Here is a 14,627-nt window from a genome sequence, read left to right on the forward strand (position 1 = left end):
CCATGGCGCGGGCGAAGATCAAGGTCGAAATAACGGAAGGCGCGATCCGCGTATATCAGGACGGCCGCATGCTGACCATCCACGCCGAGGCTCCGGACGCCGAATCGGGCGAGGAGACGGACTTCGTCGTGCGCCTGGACGAGATCGACGCCTGGGACGCGCCCGACCATGACAAGGAAATCGACATAGAGGAATTGCAGCGCATTCTCGACGCGGTCGAGAAGGAGCTCGCCAAGCACGGGCTGACGGTGGATTTCGATTAGGCCGTTGGTCCGCAGGATCAATCAAGCCGCGGCGCGGCTCTTATACTGGTTCCAGTTGATTCGCTCGCGCGCCGTCGTTGCGGATTGCTTGGGCCGGATCGCTAAACGGCCCATCCGAGCGACCGCTCCACCGCCTTCTCCCATGACGCGACGAGCCGCGCCCTCTCTCCCTCCGTCATCGCCGGCTCGAAGCGCTTCGCCGCGCGCCAGTGAGAGGCGATGTCGTCCACGCTCTTGAAGACGCCCACGGCGAGGCCCGCGGCGTAGGCGGCGCCGAGCGAGGTCGTTTCGAGATGCCTCGGCCGCACCACGGGCGCGCCGAGCATGTCGGCCTGGAACTGCATCAGGAGGTCGTTCGCCGCCATGCCGCCGTCGACCTTCAATTCGCCGACGGCGACGCCCGAATCCGCGACCATCGCCGCGAGCGCTTCCCGCGTCTGATAGGCGGCGGCCTCCAGCGCCGCGCGGGCGATGTGTCCCTTGTTGGAGAAGCGCGTCAGCCCGGCGATGATTCCGCGCGCGTCGCCGCGCCAGCGCGGCGCATAGAGACCCGAGAAAGCGGGCACGAAATAGACGTCGCCATTGTCGGGAACGGTTCTGGCGAGCGCCTCGATTTCCTGGCTCGACTCGATGAGGCCGAGATTGTCGCGCAGCCATTGCACCAAGGCGCCGGCTATGGCGATGGAGCCTTCGAGCGCATAGACGGGCCTGGCGGCGCCGAGCTTGTAGCCGAGCGTCGTCAGCAGGCCGGCGGTCGAGACATGCGGCGTCTCGCCCGTGTTCATCAGCAGAAAGCAGCCTGTGCCGTAAGTGTTCTTGGCGTCGCCCGGCTTGAGGCAGGCCTGGCCGAGCAGCGCCGCATGCTGGTCGCCGAGCGCCCCGGCGAGGGGAACGCCCGGAAGCGGCGCGACGCAGGCGCCGTAGATCTCGCTCGACGAGACGATTTCGGGCAGGCAGGCGCGGGGAACGCCGAAGAGAGTCAGCAGCTCGTCGTCCCAGGCGAGCGTCGCGAGATTCATGAGCTGCGTGCGCGAGGCGTTTGTCGCGTCCGTGATATGGCGCCCGCCCCTGGGGCCGCCGGTCATGTTCCAGATGAGCCAACTGTCCATCGTGCCGAAAAGCGCGTCTCCGCGCTCGGCCTTCTCGCGCGCGCCGGCGACGTTATCGAGCAGCCAGGCGAGCTTCAACGCCGAGAAATAGGTCGCGAGCGGCAGGCCGGTCGCCGCGCGCATCCGGTCGCCCGCGCCCGTCGCCGCAAAGCGGTCGACCAGAGGCTGAGTGCGCGTGTCCATCCATACGAGCGCGTTGTATAGGGGCGCGCCGGTGGCGCGGTCCCACAAGACGGTCGTTTCGCGCTGATTCGTGACGCCGACGCCGGCGAGGTCGGCGGGCGAGAGACGCGCTTTCTCCAGCGCGCCCGAGATCGCGGCTTTCGTATTGGCGAGGATTGCCGCCGCGTCGTGCTCGACCCAGCCCGGACGCGGATAGATCTGCGCATGCTCGCGCTGGTCGAAAGCGCGGATCTCGCCCTCCTCGTCGAGGACGACGAAGCGCGTGCTGGTCGTGCCCTGGTCGACGGCGCCGATGAGTTGCGGCATGGAAAGGCTCGTTTCCTTTATCGTTTATGAATGAAGGCTTCAGCGACGGTTCAAGCCGCGCGCGGCACGCTTCGCCTGTCGAATTTCCGCAGGAGAATGCGCCATGAAATCCGGTATCGTCAAAAACTTGCTCGCCGCCTTGGCCGCCGCCGGCGCCTCGGCGGCCGCTCTCGCCCCCGCGCAGGCGCTTCCCGGGATCGATCCGGGCGCCGCGGCCGGGAACGCGCCGGGGATCGAGAAAATCTGGTGCGGCCCCTATGGCTGCGGCTGGGGCGGCGGCGGATATGGGTATGGCTATGGATGGCGGCCGCGCCCGCGTCCCTGGGGCGACGGCTATGGATGGCGCCCGCGTCCCTGGGGCGGCGGCTGGGGATATCGCCCCTGGGGCGGCCAGGGCTGGGGCGGCGGGGGGCCGCGCTGGTAGGACGCGATCAAGGGCCGTCGCGCGGCGGCGGCTTTCGCCGGCAGGCCGTCTGGGGCTGCAGCGCTTTGGCGCCGCAGCCTTTTTGTCTTTAGGCCATTGCCGAGCGTGGAAGATTTCCAAAATCAGGTTCGTCGGCACGCCGATTGCGGTGATCGACAGGACAGCCGGGTTGATGTCGGAAAACCGACAAAGGCCGGGTTGCAAAACCGAGGAAACGTTGTAACCTACTGATGTAAAAGGTAGTTTGCAATCTTTCCAAACTAGGCGAAGCAATGATCGTCTGTTCCTGCAACGTCCTGTCCGATCGCGATGTGCGTGAAACCCTGGGGTCTCGCCCCGACCGCGCCTCGGTCGCCTCGGTCTTCCGCAACATGGGCTGCGAGGCCAAATGCGGGCGCTGCGTGCGCAGCATCGTCGCGATTGTCGACCAGCACTCCGCCGCGAGGCTGGACGAATGCGGCGGAAACGGCGATTGTGATAGCTGCCGCGCCGACGGACTGGCGGCGTGATCATGACTATGGAAAGGGATTGCACATGCGCGGCGACGCGAAGGTTATCGAATATCTCAATCGCGGGCTGCGCGCAGAGCTGACGGCAGTCAACCAATATTGGCTGCATTATCGCATCTTCGACAATTGGGGCTTCAAGGAGCTCGCCGAGAAGTGGCGCAAGGAATCCATCGAGGAGATGCGTCACGCGGACGATTTCACGGCGCGCATCCTGTTCCTCGAAGGCTTCCCCAATATGCAGGTGCTTGATCCGTTGCGCATCGGCCAGACGGTCGAGGAGATCATCGCGGCCGATCTTTCGACGGAGGTCGACGCCCGCGCCATGTATATCGAGGCCGCCGTCTATTGCGACTCCATCAATGACCGCGTGTCGATGGAGCTCTTCGAGCGCATCATCAAGAGCGAGGAAGGCCATATCGACTTTCTGGAGACGCAGCAGGAGCTGATCAAGCAGCTCGGCGTCCAGCTCTACAGCCAGAAGCATGTGGGCGATATCTCCTAAGCCTCGGGTGGCGATATCGCTTTCGAGTTCCGGGCGGACGGCGCGAGCCGCCCGCCTTCTTTTCTGAGCGGGCCGTCGCGAACGGCCGCCGAGCCGGAGGAAAAAAGCGCCGGTCGCCGACAGCGCGGCGGCTTCCGCCCCTCCCGGGCCGCAAGGCCGCTATTCCATGACCGCGGCTTTGAGGATGCAGACCATGGTCGCCTGCGCCGTCGTCTTGCCGAGATTGCGGATCACATGCGGCCGGTCGCAGCGATAGCGCAGCGTCTCGCCGGCCTTCGCCGTCTCCTTCACGCCCGCGACCTCGACCTCGAGCTCGCCTTCCCGGACGGAGAGGCTCTCCACCGAGCCGCGCTGATGGGGGTCCGATTCGAGCGCGCCGCCGGGATCGGCGGCGAGATCGTAGACTTGTAGCCACTCCACCGTCTTGATCCAGCCGATGATGGCGAGCCGGCATTTGCCGTCGTCGGACAGCAGGATCGGCGTATCCGCCCTGCTCGTCTTCTCGAGAAAAGGCTCGTCCTCGGTCGTCTGCAGCACCCGCTCGATCGAGACGTCGAGCGCCTGGGCGAGACGCCAGATGGTGGCGAGCGTCGGATTGGTCTCGTTGCGCTCGATCTGGCTGATGATCGACTTGGCGACGCCCGATTGCTGGGAGAGTTCCGAAAGGGAGAGATTATAGGCCTTGCGCAGGCGCTGGATGGTCGCGCCGAGCTGGCCCGAGAGCGCGAGCGCTCCCGCCTCCAGAATCTTGTGCTTTTCCTTGCCTTCGACGCCCATCGAACCTGCGAACCTCCCGAAATCGGACGGCACATTATCCGATTCTGTTCGAAATATCGAACGACGCGGCCGCTCGTCAAATGCGCGCCGCGCGGCTGTCATCTCGCTGTGACCTGAATCTGGTGAAAGGCGTCGTACGATGTCGACGGCGAGAGGCAAAGCGCTCATGGCCGAACAGAATCTGACGAATTTCCGCGCGCATCCGCCCGCCGAGCCCGAGCCCAGACGCTACCGCACGCTCTTCCTTTCCGACCTGCATCTCGGCGCCAAGGCCGCGCAGGCCCATCTGCTTCTCGATTTTTTCAAGCACAACGACGCCGACACGATCTATCTCGTCGGCGACATTGTCGACGGCTGGAAGCTGCGCAAGGGCTGGCACTGGCCGCAGGCGCATAATGACGTCGTGCAGAAGATGCTGCGCAAGGCCCGCAAGGGAACGCGCGTGATCTATGTTCCGGGCAATCACGACGAATTCGCGCGAGACTATACGGGCCTCACCTTCGGCGGCGTCGAGGTGGTGGACCATGCGGTGCACGAGACGGCCGGCGGCAAGAAGATGCTCGTCATCCATGGCGATCAATTCGACATCGTCGTGCGCAACGCCCGCTGGCTCGCCTTTCTCGGCGACTGGGCCTATGACGTCGCCATCGCGACCAATACCGTTCTCAACCGTTTCCGCCGCCTGTTCGGCGTCGGCTACTGGTCCTTCTCCGCCTGGGCGAAGCTGAAGGTGAAGGAAGCCGTCAATTTCATCGGCGATTTCGAGCAGACGCTCGCCGCGGAAGCCGCGCGCCGCGGCGTCGACGGCGTGGTCTGCGGCCATATCCACCACGCTACCATCAAGACCATTGACGGCGTGCTCTACGTCAATACCGGCGATTTCGTCGAAAGCTGCACGGCGATCGCCGAACATGCGGACGGAACTTTCGAAATCCTCCATTGGCTGACCACCGCGACGGAGCGCGACGCGAATCCGCAGACGCGGATCAAGGCGCTGCCCGCGCCGAGCGCGGCGGCCGCGTAATGCGGATTCTGGTTGCGACGGACGCCTGGCGGCCCCAGGTCAACGGCGTCGTGCGTTCGCTCGAATCCGTCGCGCGCGCGGCGGCGCCGCTCGGCGCCGAGATCGACTTCCTGACGCCGCGCGACTTCCATTCCTTCCCGATGCCGACCTATCGGGAGATTTCCCTCGCGCTCGCGACGCCGCGCGCCGCGCGCCGAAGAATGGACCAGGGATACGACCATATCCACATCGCGACCGAAGGGCCGATCGGCCTCGCGGCCCGCGCCGTCTGCCTGCGCAACAAGCGCGTCTTCACGACGAGCTTCCATACGCGATTTCCCGAATATATCCACGCGCGGACCGGTCTGCCGGTGGGCGTCGCCTATGCCGCGCTGCGCCGCTTCCACAATGCCGGCGCCGGCGCCATGGTCTCGACCCCGAGCCTCGCGCGCGAGCTCGACGCGCGCGGCTTTCGGCGCCTGCTGCGCTGGTCGCGCGGCGTCGATCACGGGATTTTCCATCCCGGCGCGAAAATCCCCCTCGATCTCCCGCGCCCGATCTTCCTCTATGCCGGCCGTCTCGCCGTCGAAAAAAATCTCGAAGCGTTCCTCGCCCTCGATTTACCCGGGTCGAAGCTCGTGGCGGGCGACGGGCCGGCGCGCCCCTCGCTCGAGGCGCGCTACCCCCATGCGAGATTTGTCGGCGTGAAGACCCCCGTCGAGCTTGCGGCGCTCTACGCCTCCTCGGACGTGTTCGTCTTTCCGAGCCGCACCGACACTTTCGGCATCGTGCTGCTCGAGGCCATGGCCTGCGGCCTTCCCGTCGCCGCCTTCCCGGTGATGGGCCCGCTCGACGTCGTCGGCGGGAGCGGCGCCGGCGCGCTGGACGACGACCTGCGCGCGGCGGCGCTCTCGGCGCTCGACATTCCGCGCGAGGCGGCGCGGGCTCATGCGCTGACCTTCACATGGGAAAATTGCGCCCGCCAGTTCCTGGACAATATCGCCTATGCGCGCGGCGCGGCCTCGCTCGGCGGCGTCGGGCGCGCGGCCCTCAAGGCTTCAGGCGAAAAGCGCGAAACGGTCGATAAGGGGCAGACGGTCCAGCCCTGACAGCGCCGCAAGGCGCGCGTCGATCCGGTCGGCGCGGATCGGCTCCAACGCGGCGGCGGCACCACGCCCGCGGCCCGGGCTCCGGCTTCCCCGGTTCCGCAACCACCGCGACGACAGGCTCCCGCGCCGCCCGCCTCTCGACAGCCTTCGCCACGCTCCCGGCCCCGCGAAACTCCCACGCCAGCGCGTCGAGCTTTCCGCAAACGAAATCCTCGACCCCCTTTCGGGCAGCGACCAGGAAAGTTCGCTCAGCCGATCGGTCAAGATGCAGGCCTCGACCGGCGCCAGCGCCTGCCGGGCCTCGAGGCGCGCCTCCAGCCGCTCGATCGCGGCGGGCACGCGCGCGCCGGGCGTGCTCCGCGAGAAAGAGGCGGCCGCGCGCGGTCGAACGGACGGCCGCTTCGATCTCGTCATATTCCTTCGGCTGGAGACCGGGCGGCGAAGCCGCTATGGTCATGGGAAAAGCCGTCTGCCGCCTTGCGCCCGAATCGGCGCGAGTCGCAGCATCGCCGGCTCGATATCCAATGCAAGCGCCGGAGACCGGATGAGCCTCAGCACCGAGGAGATCGAACGCTACGCCCGCCATCTCGTGCTGCGCGAGATCGGCGGCCCCGGGCAGCAAAAACTCAAATCTTCACGCGTGCTTGCCGTCGGCGCTGGGGGCCTTGGCGCGCCTCTGCTGCAATATCTCGCCGCCGCCGGCGTGGGGACGCTCGGCATTGTGGATAACGACGCCGTGTCGCTCTCCAATCTCCAGCGGCAGGTGATCCACGACACGGGAGGCGTCGGGCGCCTCAAGGTCGACAGCGCGCAAGAGGCGATCGCCCGGCTCAATCCGCATGTCCGCGTCGAGCCGCACGCCGAGCGGCTGACGGAGGAGAACGCCCGCGCGCTCGTCGCCCGCTATGACATCGTCGCCGACGGCTCGGATAATTTCGCGACGCGCTATCTCGTCTCGGACGCCTGCTTCCATGAGAAAAAGCCGCTCGTCACCGCGGCGGTCGGCGGCTTCGACGCCTCGCTCACGACGCTGCGGCCTTTCGAGACCGGGCCGGACGGCAGGCCGAACCCGACCTATCGCTGCCTCTTCCCCGAGCCCCCGCCGCCCGGAACCGTGCCGAGCTGCGAGGAGGCGGGAATATTGGGCGCGCTGGCCGGCGTCGTGGGCGCGATGATGGCGCTGGAAGTCATTCGCGAGATCGTCGGCTTCGGCGAGAGCCTCGTCGGCCGCCTGCTTCTGATCGACATGCTCGCCATCCGATTCGAGACGCTGCGCTATGGGTGGGACCCCGACAATCCCCTGTCCGGGACCGCCTTGCCCCTTTCGGGGACTACCTCGCCGCGATGACGGCGATCTCGACCTTGTAATCCGGCGTCACGAGCTTCGCCTCGACGGTCGCGCGCGCCGGCGGATTTTCCTTGTCCACCCACACATCCCAGACGCCGTTCATCTCGGCGAAAGTAGAGATGTCGGAGAGATAGATGGTCGCCGAGAGGATCTTGGCCTTCTCGCTGCCCGCTTCCGCCAGCAGCGCCTCGATGAGGCCGAGGATCTCGCGGGTCTGGTCGGCGACGGAGCCGCCCTTGGTCTTCTCGGCCACCTGACCGGCCGTATAGACGGCATTGCCGCGCACGACCGCCTTGCTCATGCGCGGACCCGCGCCAATTCGCCTGATATCGCTCATATTCCCTCCAGTTCCAGGCCCGGGTTTAGGGGAAGCCGGCGCCGCCGGCAAGCGATGGAGAAAAGTTGCTTTAGCCGCTGGACAAGAGACGACGCCCTTTCTATAAGCCCCTCCACGCGCCACGCGCGGGCCCAGGTAGCTCAGTTGGTAGAGCATGCGACTGAAAATCGCAGTGTCGGTGGTTCGATTCCGCCCCTGGGCACCATCACCTCATTTCAAGGCGTCTCATAATCCCTCATAAAGAACTTAGAATCAGGTAGTTAGGACGGATTTTCGTGTCATAGCTGCTCATGGCGGAACGTTGTTTCTCGCCGATAAGGGGGTAGATTAGGGGCATCGCGGTAATTTCCGCTTTTGGCGATACCCCCGATGTCGCTCACGCAGTTTGACATTCAGAACGCGAAGCCGGCCGAGAAGCCCTACAAGCTCTTCGATGGCGGCGGCTTGCACATGGTCGTCCAGCCGAACGGCTCAAAACTTTGGCGGCTCAAATACCGCTTCTTGGGGAAAGAACGGCTCCTGGCTCTCGGAGCCTACCCCCTCTTCTCTTTGGCGGACGTGCGCGCGAAGCGCGACGAGGCAAAGAAGCTTCTCGCCTCGGGCATTGATCCTAACGTCAAGAAGAAGCTCGATCGGCTCGCCGCAGAGACCTCCGCCAAGAACACTTTTAGCCTGATCGCCGCCGAGTTTCTTGAAGCGCACGAGGCCAAGGGATCGGCCAAGATGACGAGGGCGAAGCTTCGCTGGATGCTGGAAGACATCGCCGCCCCGCTCGCGTCCCGACCGATCGCCGAAATCACATCGGCCGAAGTTCTCGATCTCTTGAAGCAGGTCGAACGCAGTGGACGACGAGAGACCGCCCGTCGGCTACGCTCGACCATCAGCGCGGTCTTCCGGTTGGCGATCGTCACCTTACGCGCCACGAACGATCCGACAACGGCCCTGGCGGGCGCGCTCACTCCCCCGAGAGTGAAGCATCGGGCGGCAATCGTCGACGAGCGGCAGGTGGGCGGCCTGCTGAGATCAATAGATGAGTATGACGGCTGGCCGACGATCCGGGCGGCATTGCTCTTCACCGCATTAACTTGCGCACGGCCCGGCGAGGTTCGCGGCGCACGCCGAAAAGAGATCGACCTTACAAAAGCGGTTTGGCGCATTCCGGCCGAGCGGGCGAAGATGCGGCGTCATTTAGATGTGCCCCTCTCCCAGCAGGCCCTCGAAGTGCTCCGGGAAATTTGGCCGCTTTCAGAGAGCGGAGATTTTGTGTTTCCCTCCATCAGGTCGAACCGGCGGCCCCTTTCCGAGAACGCCATGAATTCCGCCCTGCGACGCATGGGGTTCAGCCAGGAGGAAATGACCGCCCACGGTTTCCGCTCGACGGCGAGCACGATCCTCAATGAGAGGGGTATCCGACCAGACGTGATAGAAGCGATGCTTGGGCATCAGAATGAGAACGCGGTGCGGCGCGCCTATAACCGCGCGAGTTACTGGCCCGAGCGTATCGAACTGATGCAACGCTGGGCCGACATGCTGGACGAGTTTCGCAACCTGCGCTGATTGGCAATGGAATTTTCTGCTTTGTGCCGCCAGAAGCTGCCGTCCGCCGACAACCGCGTGCGTCGCTTTCGAACCTTCTCGCACAGCATTTAGCGTGAGTTTTCTAATTCATACAAGTAAGCCATTGGGTGTTTTTGCATAATTGATTTGCGAGAGTTGGAATATTTAGTCTTTGTTGAAAGTAATCCACCTACAGTTACTGGTGCACCCATCGCGGTAAACGCTTGTGGTATTTCCAGTGGCAGCCCATGCATGGCACCCCAAGCAGAGGCTCCAGCAACAACAATACTTGTTACAAATTCCTTTGAAAACACGGCGTCTGCGCGCGCCAGCCTCAGTTCGTCCTTGAGATCGCGAAGATCGTCTTTCATTTTTAGCTCAAAAGTGCGGTCAAGTTCTTGCCAGTCTTCTCTGGTCTCGGCTTTTTGCAGCGATTGGATGTGGGTCTCAATGTTATCCAGGTAACGATGGCGCAGGGCCCGAAGTGTATGGCCGCCTGCTTTGTGCTCTCGTTCGCGGAAATTGATCAAGTTTTCTAGTGGAATCGAACTCGCTTTGATGAGGGCAAGCGTCAACGGGACTACAAGTTCATAGCGGTCGGCTGCGACGCCTGCCGGTTTTTGAACGAGCAAATTGGTTATGGCCGCGTAGGCCGCTCCGCGATCTGTGACGCGTACGCGCGTAGTGCCCGCACAGCAATCTGCCAGGATAGACATAACAGAGAGACCGGCCGTTTCTGTTAGCGGATAATCAGCATTCTGGCGCGGATCTCCGGCTAGCTTCAAATCTTGAAGAATTTCCCAAGTTTCACCCATAAATTTCTGCGGGTAAATTTCATAATATCGGTCCTGGTGATTTGTCCTGTAAAAAAAGGCGTCCGGTAGCGGTCGAGTTGCAAAATCCTCAATGATATCGTGTGCTTTGCTTTTGTCTGTCTTGCTTGGGCAACGCTGCACACCGAATAGTTCGATAGCGCGCTCGATATCCTTGTTTCTGTACGAAGTATTATACTCAGGATAAGGCACGATAAATTCCAGATGATCCCACATCAACAAGCTGGTTTTCAAAAGGCTTTGGCTTTCAAGCTTGGTATGGGGATAATATAGTGCAGAACGCATCGCTGGGCCCTTCCGTCAGGTTAAAATGCAGTGACTTGGATGGTAGCGGAATATTTTCGGAAGCCATAGACCCCCGCTCCGGCCATAGTTGGCAGCAACGGGTTAGTGATCATGCATTGAAATCCAGATCGGCTGCGTCTCGATTAGACCGTCCGCAGTCTGGCTGCTTTAGGTCAAAAACCGAAATTCAGACCGAGATGTGGACATTGGCGAGAGGTGCGACGAGCCGGTGATATACTGGCGTCAATGCCCGACGAAGGCCGACAGCCACTGCCCGACACAGCGCGCCCGAGCGCGACACGCTATTCCCTGACCCTGGACGAGACCGCGCGGCTGTTCGCGGAGGGTGGCCTTCCGCGTAACATCCGCTCCCTGCAACGCTACTGCGCCGCCGGCCGGCTTGACTGCATCAAGGAGGAGACCGCGACCGGCCTCACCTATTTCGTCGATCCCGATTCTGTTGCACGAGCGATCACGCAGCTCGCGCAATTGCACGGGATTACCGACGAAGTGCGACACACTCCGCCGCAGGCCGACATGTCGCACAGAGTCGCGCCCGTGGTTGAGCCAAACGCCCTCATCGACACACCGCGCGCGAGCGCGGCCGAGCGCGACAACGTCGCGCCGGAAAATATGGAGCGTCCGACCCCGTCACAGTCCGACATGTCGCGCTATGTCGCACAAGTCGAAAGCGAGAACGCCATGCTGAAAGAGCATGTCTCATTCCTGAAAGATCAAGCGCAGGTGAAGGACACGCAGATTGCCGCGCTGTTGGAGCGCGACAAGGAGACAAACTACCTTGTGCGCGGGCTTCAGCAGATGCTCACGCCATTGCTCGGCAGGGGAGGGCGGTCGACTTCGCCCTGGCCAGTCGCGCATCATGAGACTGACGAGCGAAGCGGGGACGAAGGACGAGGGATCGACCAAGCGTAGCGATAGCGAGCGACGCGCCTCATATCCCCACAAACGCCGCGTGACGCCGCTTGCGCGCAGTGGCGAGGTATAATGCGCATATGGAGCATGTCGCTGCCCGGCTCAATGAAATCGCGCGCAACATAGAGATTGTTGGCGCTGATCCTGTCACCCGCCACGGCTTCACCCAGGTGCCGAATTTCATCCTCACCAAGAAGGAGCTGACCGTCGGCGCAAAGCTCGCCTATGCGATGCTGCTCAAATACGCCTGGGCCGACGACGCCTGCTTTCCGGGGCAGTTGAAGCTCGCCGACGATATGGGCGCAGGGGAGCGAAGCGTCCGCACGTATCTGAAGGAGCTGGAGACGGCGGGCCTTTTGGAGATCACGCAGCGCGGGCTTGGAAAGACGAACCTGTACCGTCTATTTCTGACTGTGGATAAGCCTGCGCGCCGCCGCGCCTGACCGGCAAATTTTGCCGGTCAAGAGCGGCAAGGATTGCCGCTCCCGAGCGGCGGAAATTGCCGGTCTCTCTATATAAGAATACGCATTTGAAAATACTCATATTGAAAAATACTCAGCAGGGAATGCGTCTTTGAAAAAAGGGAAAAGCAGAATCCGAAACGCAATGGTGAAAGAGCATGACAACATAGGCATAGACAGAAAACGGCTTGACAGAGCCAACTTTTCATTGTCGCACAATATCTGTTTCCCGTCCTATTCTTCTCTTTGACCTTGGATCTGCAAGTGCTCCCGATTCCGGCTCGGCATGGTATATTTCAGTGACTTATGGAGGCCGCCTATGAGGCAGACGGGTTTCGATTGTTCAGGGGCGACGCCTTAAACGTTATGCTTGCCATGCCGTCCGAGTCCTTCGACATGGTTTTTGCTGATCCTCCATATTTTCTCTCAAACGGCGGCTTCACTGTTCACGGTGGCAAACGTGCGCCCGTCCACAAAGGCGGTTGGGACAAATCGCGCGGCGTTGCCGATGACATGGACTTTCATCGCGCCTGGATCGAGGAAGCGCGTCGCCTGTTGAAGCCCAACGGCACGATCTGGATCTCTGGCACATATCACTCGATCTATCAGTGCGGCTATGCGCTCCAGGCAAACGGCTTTCACATGCTCAACGACATCGCCTGGTTCAAGCCGAACGCTTCGCCCAATCTCTCTTGCCGGGTTTTCACCGCCTCCCATGAGACGCTGCTTTGGGCGCGCAAGGATAAGAATGCGCGGCACTATTTCGACTACAAGGCTATGAAGAACGGCGAATGGCCCGCCGACATGATGAAGAAGCCCGGCCTGCAAATGCGATCGGTTTGGGCCGTGCATACACCGAAGCCGAGCGAGAAGACGCACGGAAAGCACCCGACACAAAAGCCCCTCGAACTCTTGCGACGCATCGTGCTCGCCTCTACCCCACCGGGCGCATCGATCCTCGATCCCTTTGCCGGCAGCAGCACGACCGGGATAGCGGCGGCTTTGATCGGCGATCGTGATTTCACCGGCATCGAGAAAGACAAGAAATATATCGACCTTTCAATCAAGCGGCATCGAGACCTGATGAAATCCCCCATATCGACATGGAGCGCTCCCCTTTCCATCGCCGTATGAAGGCCGGCGGAATTGGCGGCGGCAATACGCGCACGGGGCTCAACTTCGAGAACGAGCGCGACCTTCTAACGGCGATCTCTCGCGCTCCCGGCTACAGCGTCACGGGCTCAGTTATCTATTACGACGGTCGCGAGGTGGCGCGGAGCTACCGCAAACACGCCCTATACAAAATGCTTGCCCAACACGGGATCGATTACCGCGATCATCTCTCGAAAAAGCTGCTGCCCGACGACGCGATCTATGTGGTCGTGAACAACACCATGTTCATCGTCGAGCTGAAATTTCAAAAGATTCGTGGATCGGTCGACGAGAAGCTGCAAACATGCGACTTCAAAAAAAAGTAGTATCGCAAGCTCCTCGCGCCGCTGAATTTCGAGGTGGAGTATATCTATATCCTCAATGACTGGTTCCGGCACGCGCAATATAAGGACGTGCTCGACTACGTGATCTCGGTCGGCTGCCAGTACTATTTCCATTACCTTCCGCTCCAAAAATTGGGCTTGCCTGTGCCGCCCGAGGCGACCGATGCCGAGCTGCCAATGGCGGCGTGAACGTGTGTCCGATAGCGACAACCCCGCCAGAGACCCCGCCTTTAGGGTAAGGCGGGGTAACAGGCCGAAAGAATGAGAAAGCACGGGCCGCGCGCGTCGGGCTACCCGCCCGACCCCGTGTCTTTTTCGGGCGTCGCGTGGGCGCGCGCCCGACTTCGGCAGTGTGCGAAAAGCGTGGGGCGCTTTTCGCGCCGCCTTCGCCCTTGTCTCTTATGGGCAAGAGCCTGCGGGAAAAGCCACGGGGTCGGGCGGGTAGCCCGGAGAGGGACGACATGAAGCATCATGCGGTAACAGGCATGACGGAAAGCAGCGCCGACGCGCGCGGCCCTGCAACGAGTCGGGCTCAAGACGCGGCCGACAAGGCGAGCATCGTCCTCTCGCTTCCCCACCAGCGCACCCCGACCGACCCGCCGATCATGGCGCTTGCCGGCGCTTCCCCCAAGGCGACCCCTTGCGGGGCGGCCTACGGCCGGCCTTGACCGAAGCGCCGGCAAGCGCCCACGCGAAAGCGTGTCGGCTCCAGGGGGAATGTCGCTCCACGTCTCACCAGGGGGAATAATTGCCTTCGCTCTTCCAGCCGGAATATAAGCGGTAGACCGACGGCCGACTCTCTGCTCCCTGGGGCAACGTGCTGATTTCTTACTATTTTGCTAGGCTGCACTACGATGAAGGGCCACGAAGAACCATACGCGTTTATTCAGTTAGATCGCACCTTCCACCAGCTTCCTGACAATCTTCGGGAGAGCGATGATGCTGATTTATCACAATCCTATTCAACCGGCCCGCAGCTAACGTGGACTGATCTTTTGAAGCACTTCCGCACGATCATACTCTCGGAAGCCGGCTCGGGAAAAACTGAAGAAATCCGCCAAATTGCTTTTCGTCTTCGCCTTGAGGGAAAGACCGCTTTTTTCGTGCGACTTGAACATATACCTAACGATTTAGGGCTCGGACCCATAAAGTTATTGGCGTGAGGGCGGTGCCGTGATTCACAGGCTTCCGA

General features: G+C 62.2%; 18 protein-coding genes and 1 tRNA gene. 15 read left to right on the forward strand and 4 right to left on the reverse strand.

Features of this window, described 5'->3' with window-relative positions; all coding sequences use genetic code 11:
* Positions 1–2 precede the first annotated feature (2 nt).
* Positions 3–263 (forward strand): Imm74 family immunity protein, encoded by a 261-nt coding sequence (locus ACV7JP_RS05915; RefSeq protein ID WP_457798295.1) that lies wholly within the window; start codon positions 3–5, stop codon positions 261–263.
* 101 nt (positions 264–364) lie between these two features.
* Here the strand turns inward: ACV7JP_RS05915 and glpK are convergent, their stop codons facing one another.
* Positions 365–1,861, reverse strand: coding sequence for a glycerol kinase GlpK (gene glpK, locus ACV7JP_RS05920; protein ID WP_457798296.1), 1,497 nt, complete (start codon positions 1,859–1,861; stop codon positions 365–367).
* Between the two features lie 103 nt (positions 1,862–1,964).
* On the opposite strand from glpK, the gene ACV7JP_RS05925 reads away from it, so the two are divergent.
* From ACV7JP_RS05925 to bfr, 3 genes are all read left to right on the forward strand, one after another.
* Entirely contained in the window at positions 1,965–2,285 is a 321-nt protein-coding gene (locus ACV7JP_RS05925) for a hypothetical protein (RefSeq protein ID WP_457798297.1), read from the forward strand.
* 272 nt (positions 2,286–2,557) lie between these two features.
* Entirely contained in the window at positions 2,558–2,794 is a 237-nt protein-coding gene (locus tag ACV7JP_RS05930; protein WP_457798298.1) for a (2Fe-2S)-binding protein, read from the forward strand.
* Between the two features lie 25 nt (positions 2,795–2,819).
* The gene (gene bfr / locus ACV7JP_RS05935) at positions 2,820–3,296 is read left to right on the forward strand and encodes a bacterioferritin (protein WP_457798299.1); all 477 of its coding nucleotides are present in this window, start codon (positions 2,820–2,822) and stop codon (positions 3,294–3,296) included.
* A 159-nt stretch (positions 3,297–3,455) separates the two neighbouring features.
* On the opposite strand, the gene ACV7JP_RS05940 is transcribed toward bfr, so the two are convergent.
* Positions 3,456–4,073, reverse strand: coding sequence for a helix-turn-helix domain-containing protein (locus tag ACV7JP_RS05940; RefSeq protein ID WP_457798300.1), 618 nt, complete (start codon positions 4,071–4,073; stop codon positions 3,456–3,458).
* A 166-nt stretch (positions 4,074–4,239) separates the two neighbouring features.
* On the opposite strand from ACV7JP_RS05940, the gene ACV7JP_RS05945 reads away from it, so the two are divergent.
* The 3 genes from ACV7JP_RS05945 to ACV7JP_RS05955 all read left to right on the forward strand — a co-directional run bounded on the left by ACV7JP_RS05945 (position 4,240) and on the right by ACV7JP_RS05955 (position 7,533).
* Complete coding sequence (locus tag ACV7JP_RS05945; RefSeq protein ID WP_457798301.1) at positions 4,240–5,097, forward strand: UDP-2,3-diacylglucosamine diphosphatase; 858 nt, start codon at positions 4,240–4,242, stop codon at positions 5,095–5,097.
* Positions 5,097–6,185, forward strand: coding sequence for a glycosyltransferase family 4 protein (locus tag ACV7JP_RS05950; RefSeq protein WP_457798302.1), 1,089 nt, complete (start codon positions 5,097–5,099; stop codon positions 6,183–6,185). Before ACV7JP_RS05945 ends, ACV7JP_RS05950 begins: the two co-directional genes overlap by 1 nt.
* A gap of 544 nt (positions 6,186–6,729) precedes the next feature.
* Positions 6,730–7,533: a HesA/MoeB/ThiF family protein gene (locus ACV7JP_RS05955; protein WP_457798303.1), complete on the forward strand. Its 804-nt coding sequence runs from the start codon at positions 6,730–6,732 to the stop codon at positions 7,531–7,533.
* Here ACV7JP_RS05955 and ACV7JP_RS05960 read toward each other — a convergent pair.
* Positions 7,517–7,870, reverse strand: coding sequence for a RidA family protein (locus tag ACV7JP_RS05960; RefSeq protein ID WP_457798304.1), 354 nt, complete (start codon positions 7,868–7,870; stop codon positions 7,517–7,519). The genes ACV7JP_RS05955 and ACV7JP_RS05960 overlap by 17 nt on opposite strands.
* 129 nt (positions 7,871–7,999) lie before the next feature.
* Between ACV7JP_RS05960 and ACV7JP_RS05965 the strand changes: the two genes are divergently transcribed.
* Positions 8,000–8,075, forward strand: a tRNA-Phe gene (locus ACV7JP_RS05965).
* A 164-nt stretch (positions 8,076–8,239) separates the two neighbouring features.
* On the forward strand, positions 8,240–9,427 hold the full coding sequence (locus ACV7JP_RS05970) for a tyrosine-type recombinase/integrase (protein WP_457798305.1): 1,188 nt from the start codon (positions 8,240–8,242) through the stop codon (positions 9,425–9,427).
* An 89-nt stretch (positions 9,428–9,516) separates the two neighbouring features.
* Here ACV7JP_RS05970 and ACV7JP_RS05975 read toward each other — a convergent pair whose 3' ends face one another.
* Entirely contained in the window at positions 9,517–10,545 is a 1,029-nt protein-coding gene (locus ACV7JP_RS05975; RefSeq protein WP_457798306.1) for a hypothetical protein, read from the reverse strand.
* 246 nt (positions 10,546–10,791) lie between these two features.
* Between ACV7JP_RS05975 and ACV7JP_RS05980 the strand changes: the two genes are divergently transcribed.
* The 6 genes from ACV7JP_RS05980 to ACV7JP_RS06005 all read left to right on the forward strand — a co-directional run bounded on the left by ACV7JP_RS05980 (position 10,792) and on the right by ACV7JP_RS06005 (position 14,598).
* The gene (locus ACV7JP_RS05980) at positions 10,792–11,478 is read left to right on the forward strand and encodes a hypothetical protein (protein ID WP_457798307.1); all 687 of its coding nucleotides are present in this window, start codon (positions 10,792–10,794) and stop codon (positions 11,476–11,478) included.
* An 80-nt stretch (positions 11,479–11,558) separates the two neighbouring features.
* Positions 11,559–11,921, forward strand: a complete 363-nt coding sequence (locus ACV7JP_RS05985) for a helix-turn-helix domain-containing protein (protein ID WP_457798308.1) — start codon at positions 11,559–11,561, stop codon at positions 11,919–11,921.
* 384 nt (positions 11,922–12,305) lie between these two features.
* Positions 12,306–13,073: a DNA-methyltransferase gene (locus ACV7JP_RS05990; RefSeq protein WP_457798309.1), complete on the forward strand. Its 768-nt coding sequence runs from the start codon at positions 12,306–12,308 to the stop codon at positions 13,071–13,073.
* Positions 13,043–13,417, forward strand: a complete 375-nt coding sequence (locus ACV7JP_RS05995) for a hypothetical protein (protein ID WP_457798310.1) — start codon at positions 13,043–13,045, stop codon at positions 13,415–13,417. The genes ACV7JP_RS05990 and ACV7JP_RS05995 overlap by 31 nt, the downstream gene beginning before the upstream one ends.
* Before the next feature lie 33 nt (positions 13,418–13,450).
* On the forward strand, positions 13,451–13,624 hold the full coding sequence (locus ACV7JP_RS06000; protein WP_457798311.1) for a hypothetical protein: 174 nt from the start codon (positions 13,451–13,453) through the stop codon (positions 13,622–13,624).
* Positions 13,625–14,289: 665 nt separating this feature from the next.
* Complete coding sequence (locus ACV7JP_RS06005; protein ID WP_457798312.1) at positions 14,290–14,598, forward strand: hypothetical protein; 309 nt, start codon at positions 14,290–14,292, stop codon at positions 14,596–14,598.
* Positions 14,599–14,627 lie beyond the last annotated feature (29 nt).

The sequence above is a fragment of the Methylocystis sp. S23 genome, assembly GCF_054106005.1.

Excerpts from the sequence above, each read along its gene's own strand:
- ACV7JP_RS05915 (WP_457798295.1), top strand. The coding sequence starts at position 3 with ATGGCGCGGGCGAAGATCAAGGTCGAAATAACGGAAGGCGCGATCCGC.
- glpK (WP_457798296.1), bottom strand. The coding sequence starts at position 1,861 with ATGCCGCAACTCATCGGCGCCGTCGACCAGGGCACGACCAGCACGCGC.
- ACV7JP_RS05925 (WP_457798297.1), top strand. The coding sequence starts at position 1,965 with ATGAAATCCGGTATCGTCAAAAACTTGCTCGCCGCCTTGGCCGCCGCC.
- ACV7JP_RS05930 (WP_457798298.1), top strand. The coding sequence starts at position 2,558 with ATGATCGTCTGTTCCTGCAACGTCCTGTCCGATCGCGATGTGCGTGAA.
- bfr (WP_457798299.1), top strand. The coding sequence starts at position 2,820 with ATGCGCGGCGACGCGAAGGTTATCGAATATCTCAATCGCGGGCTGCGC.
- ACV7JP_RS05940 (WP_457798300.1), bottom strand. The coding sequence starts at position 4,073 with ATGGGCGTCGAAGGCAAGGAAAAGCACAAGATTCTGGAGGCGGGAGCG.
- ACV7JP_RS05945 (WP_457798301.1), top strand. The coding sequence starts at position 4,240 with ATGGCCGAACAGAATCTGACGAATTTCCGCGCGCATCCGCCCGCCGAG.
- ACV7JP_RS05950 (WP_457798302.1), top strand. The coding sequence starts at position 5,097 with ATGCGGATTCTGGTTGCGACGGACGCCTGGCGGCCCCAGGTCAACGGC.
- ACV7JP_RS05955 (WP_457798303.1), top strand. The coding sequence starts at position 6,730 with ATGAGCCTCAGCACCGAGGAGATCGAACGCTACGCCCGCCATCTCGTG.
- ACV7JP_RS05960 (WP_457798304.1), bottom strand. The coding sequence starts at position 7,870 with ATGAGCGATATCAGGCGAATTGGCGCGGGTCCGCGCATGAGCAAGGCG.
- ACV7JP_RS05970 (WP_457798305.1), top strand. The coding sequence starts at position 8,240 with ATGTCGCTCACGCAGTTTGACATTCAGAACGCGAAGCCGGCCGAGAAG.
- ACV7JP_RS05975 (WP_457798306.1), bottom strand. The coding sequence starts at position 10,545 with ATGCGTTCTGCACTATATTATCCCCATACCAAGCTTGAAAGCCAAAGC.
- ACV7JP_RS05980 (WP_457798307.1), top strand. The coding sequence starts at position 10,792 with ATGCCCGACGAAGGCCGACAGCCACTGCCCGACACAGCGCGCCCGAGC.
- ACV7JP_RS05985 (WP_457798308.1), top strand. The coding sequence starts at position 11,559 with ATGGAGCATGTCGCTGCCCGGCTCAATGAAATCGCGCGCAACATAGAG.
- ACV7JP_RS05990 (WP_457798309.1), top strand. The coding sequence starts at position 12,306 with ATGCTTGCCATGCCGTCCGAGTCCTTCGACATGGTTTTTGCTGATCCT.
- ACV7JP_RS05995 (WP_457798310.1), top strand. The coding sequence starts at position 13,043 with ATGGAGCGCTCCCCTTTCCATCGCCGTATGAAGGCCGGCGGAATTGGC.
- ACV7JP_RS06005 (WP_457798312.1), top strand. The coding sequence starts at position 14,290 with ATGAAGGGCCACGAAGAACCATACGCGTTTATTCAGTTAGATCGCACC.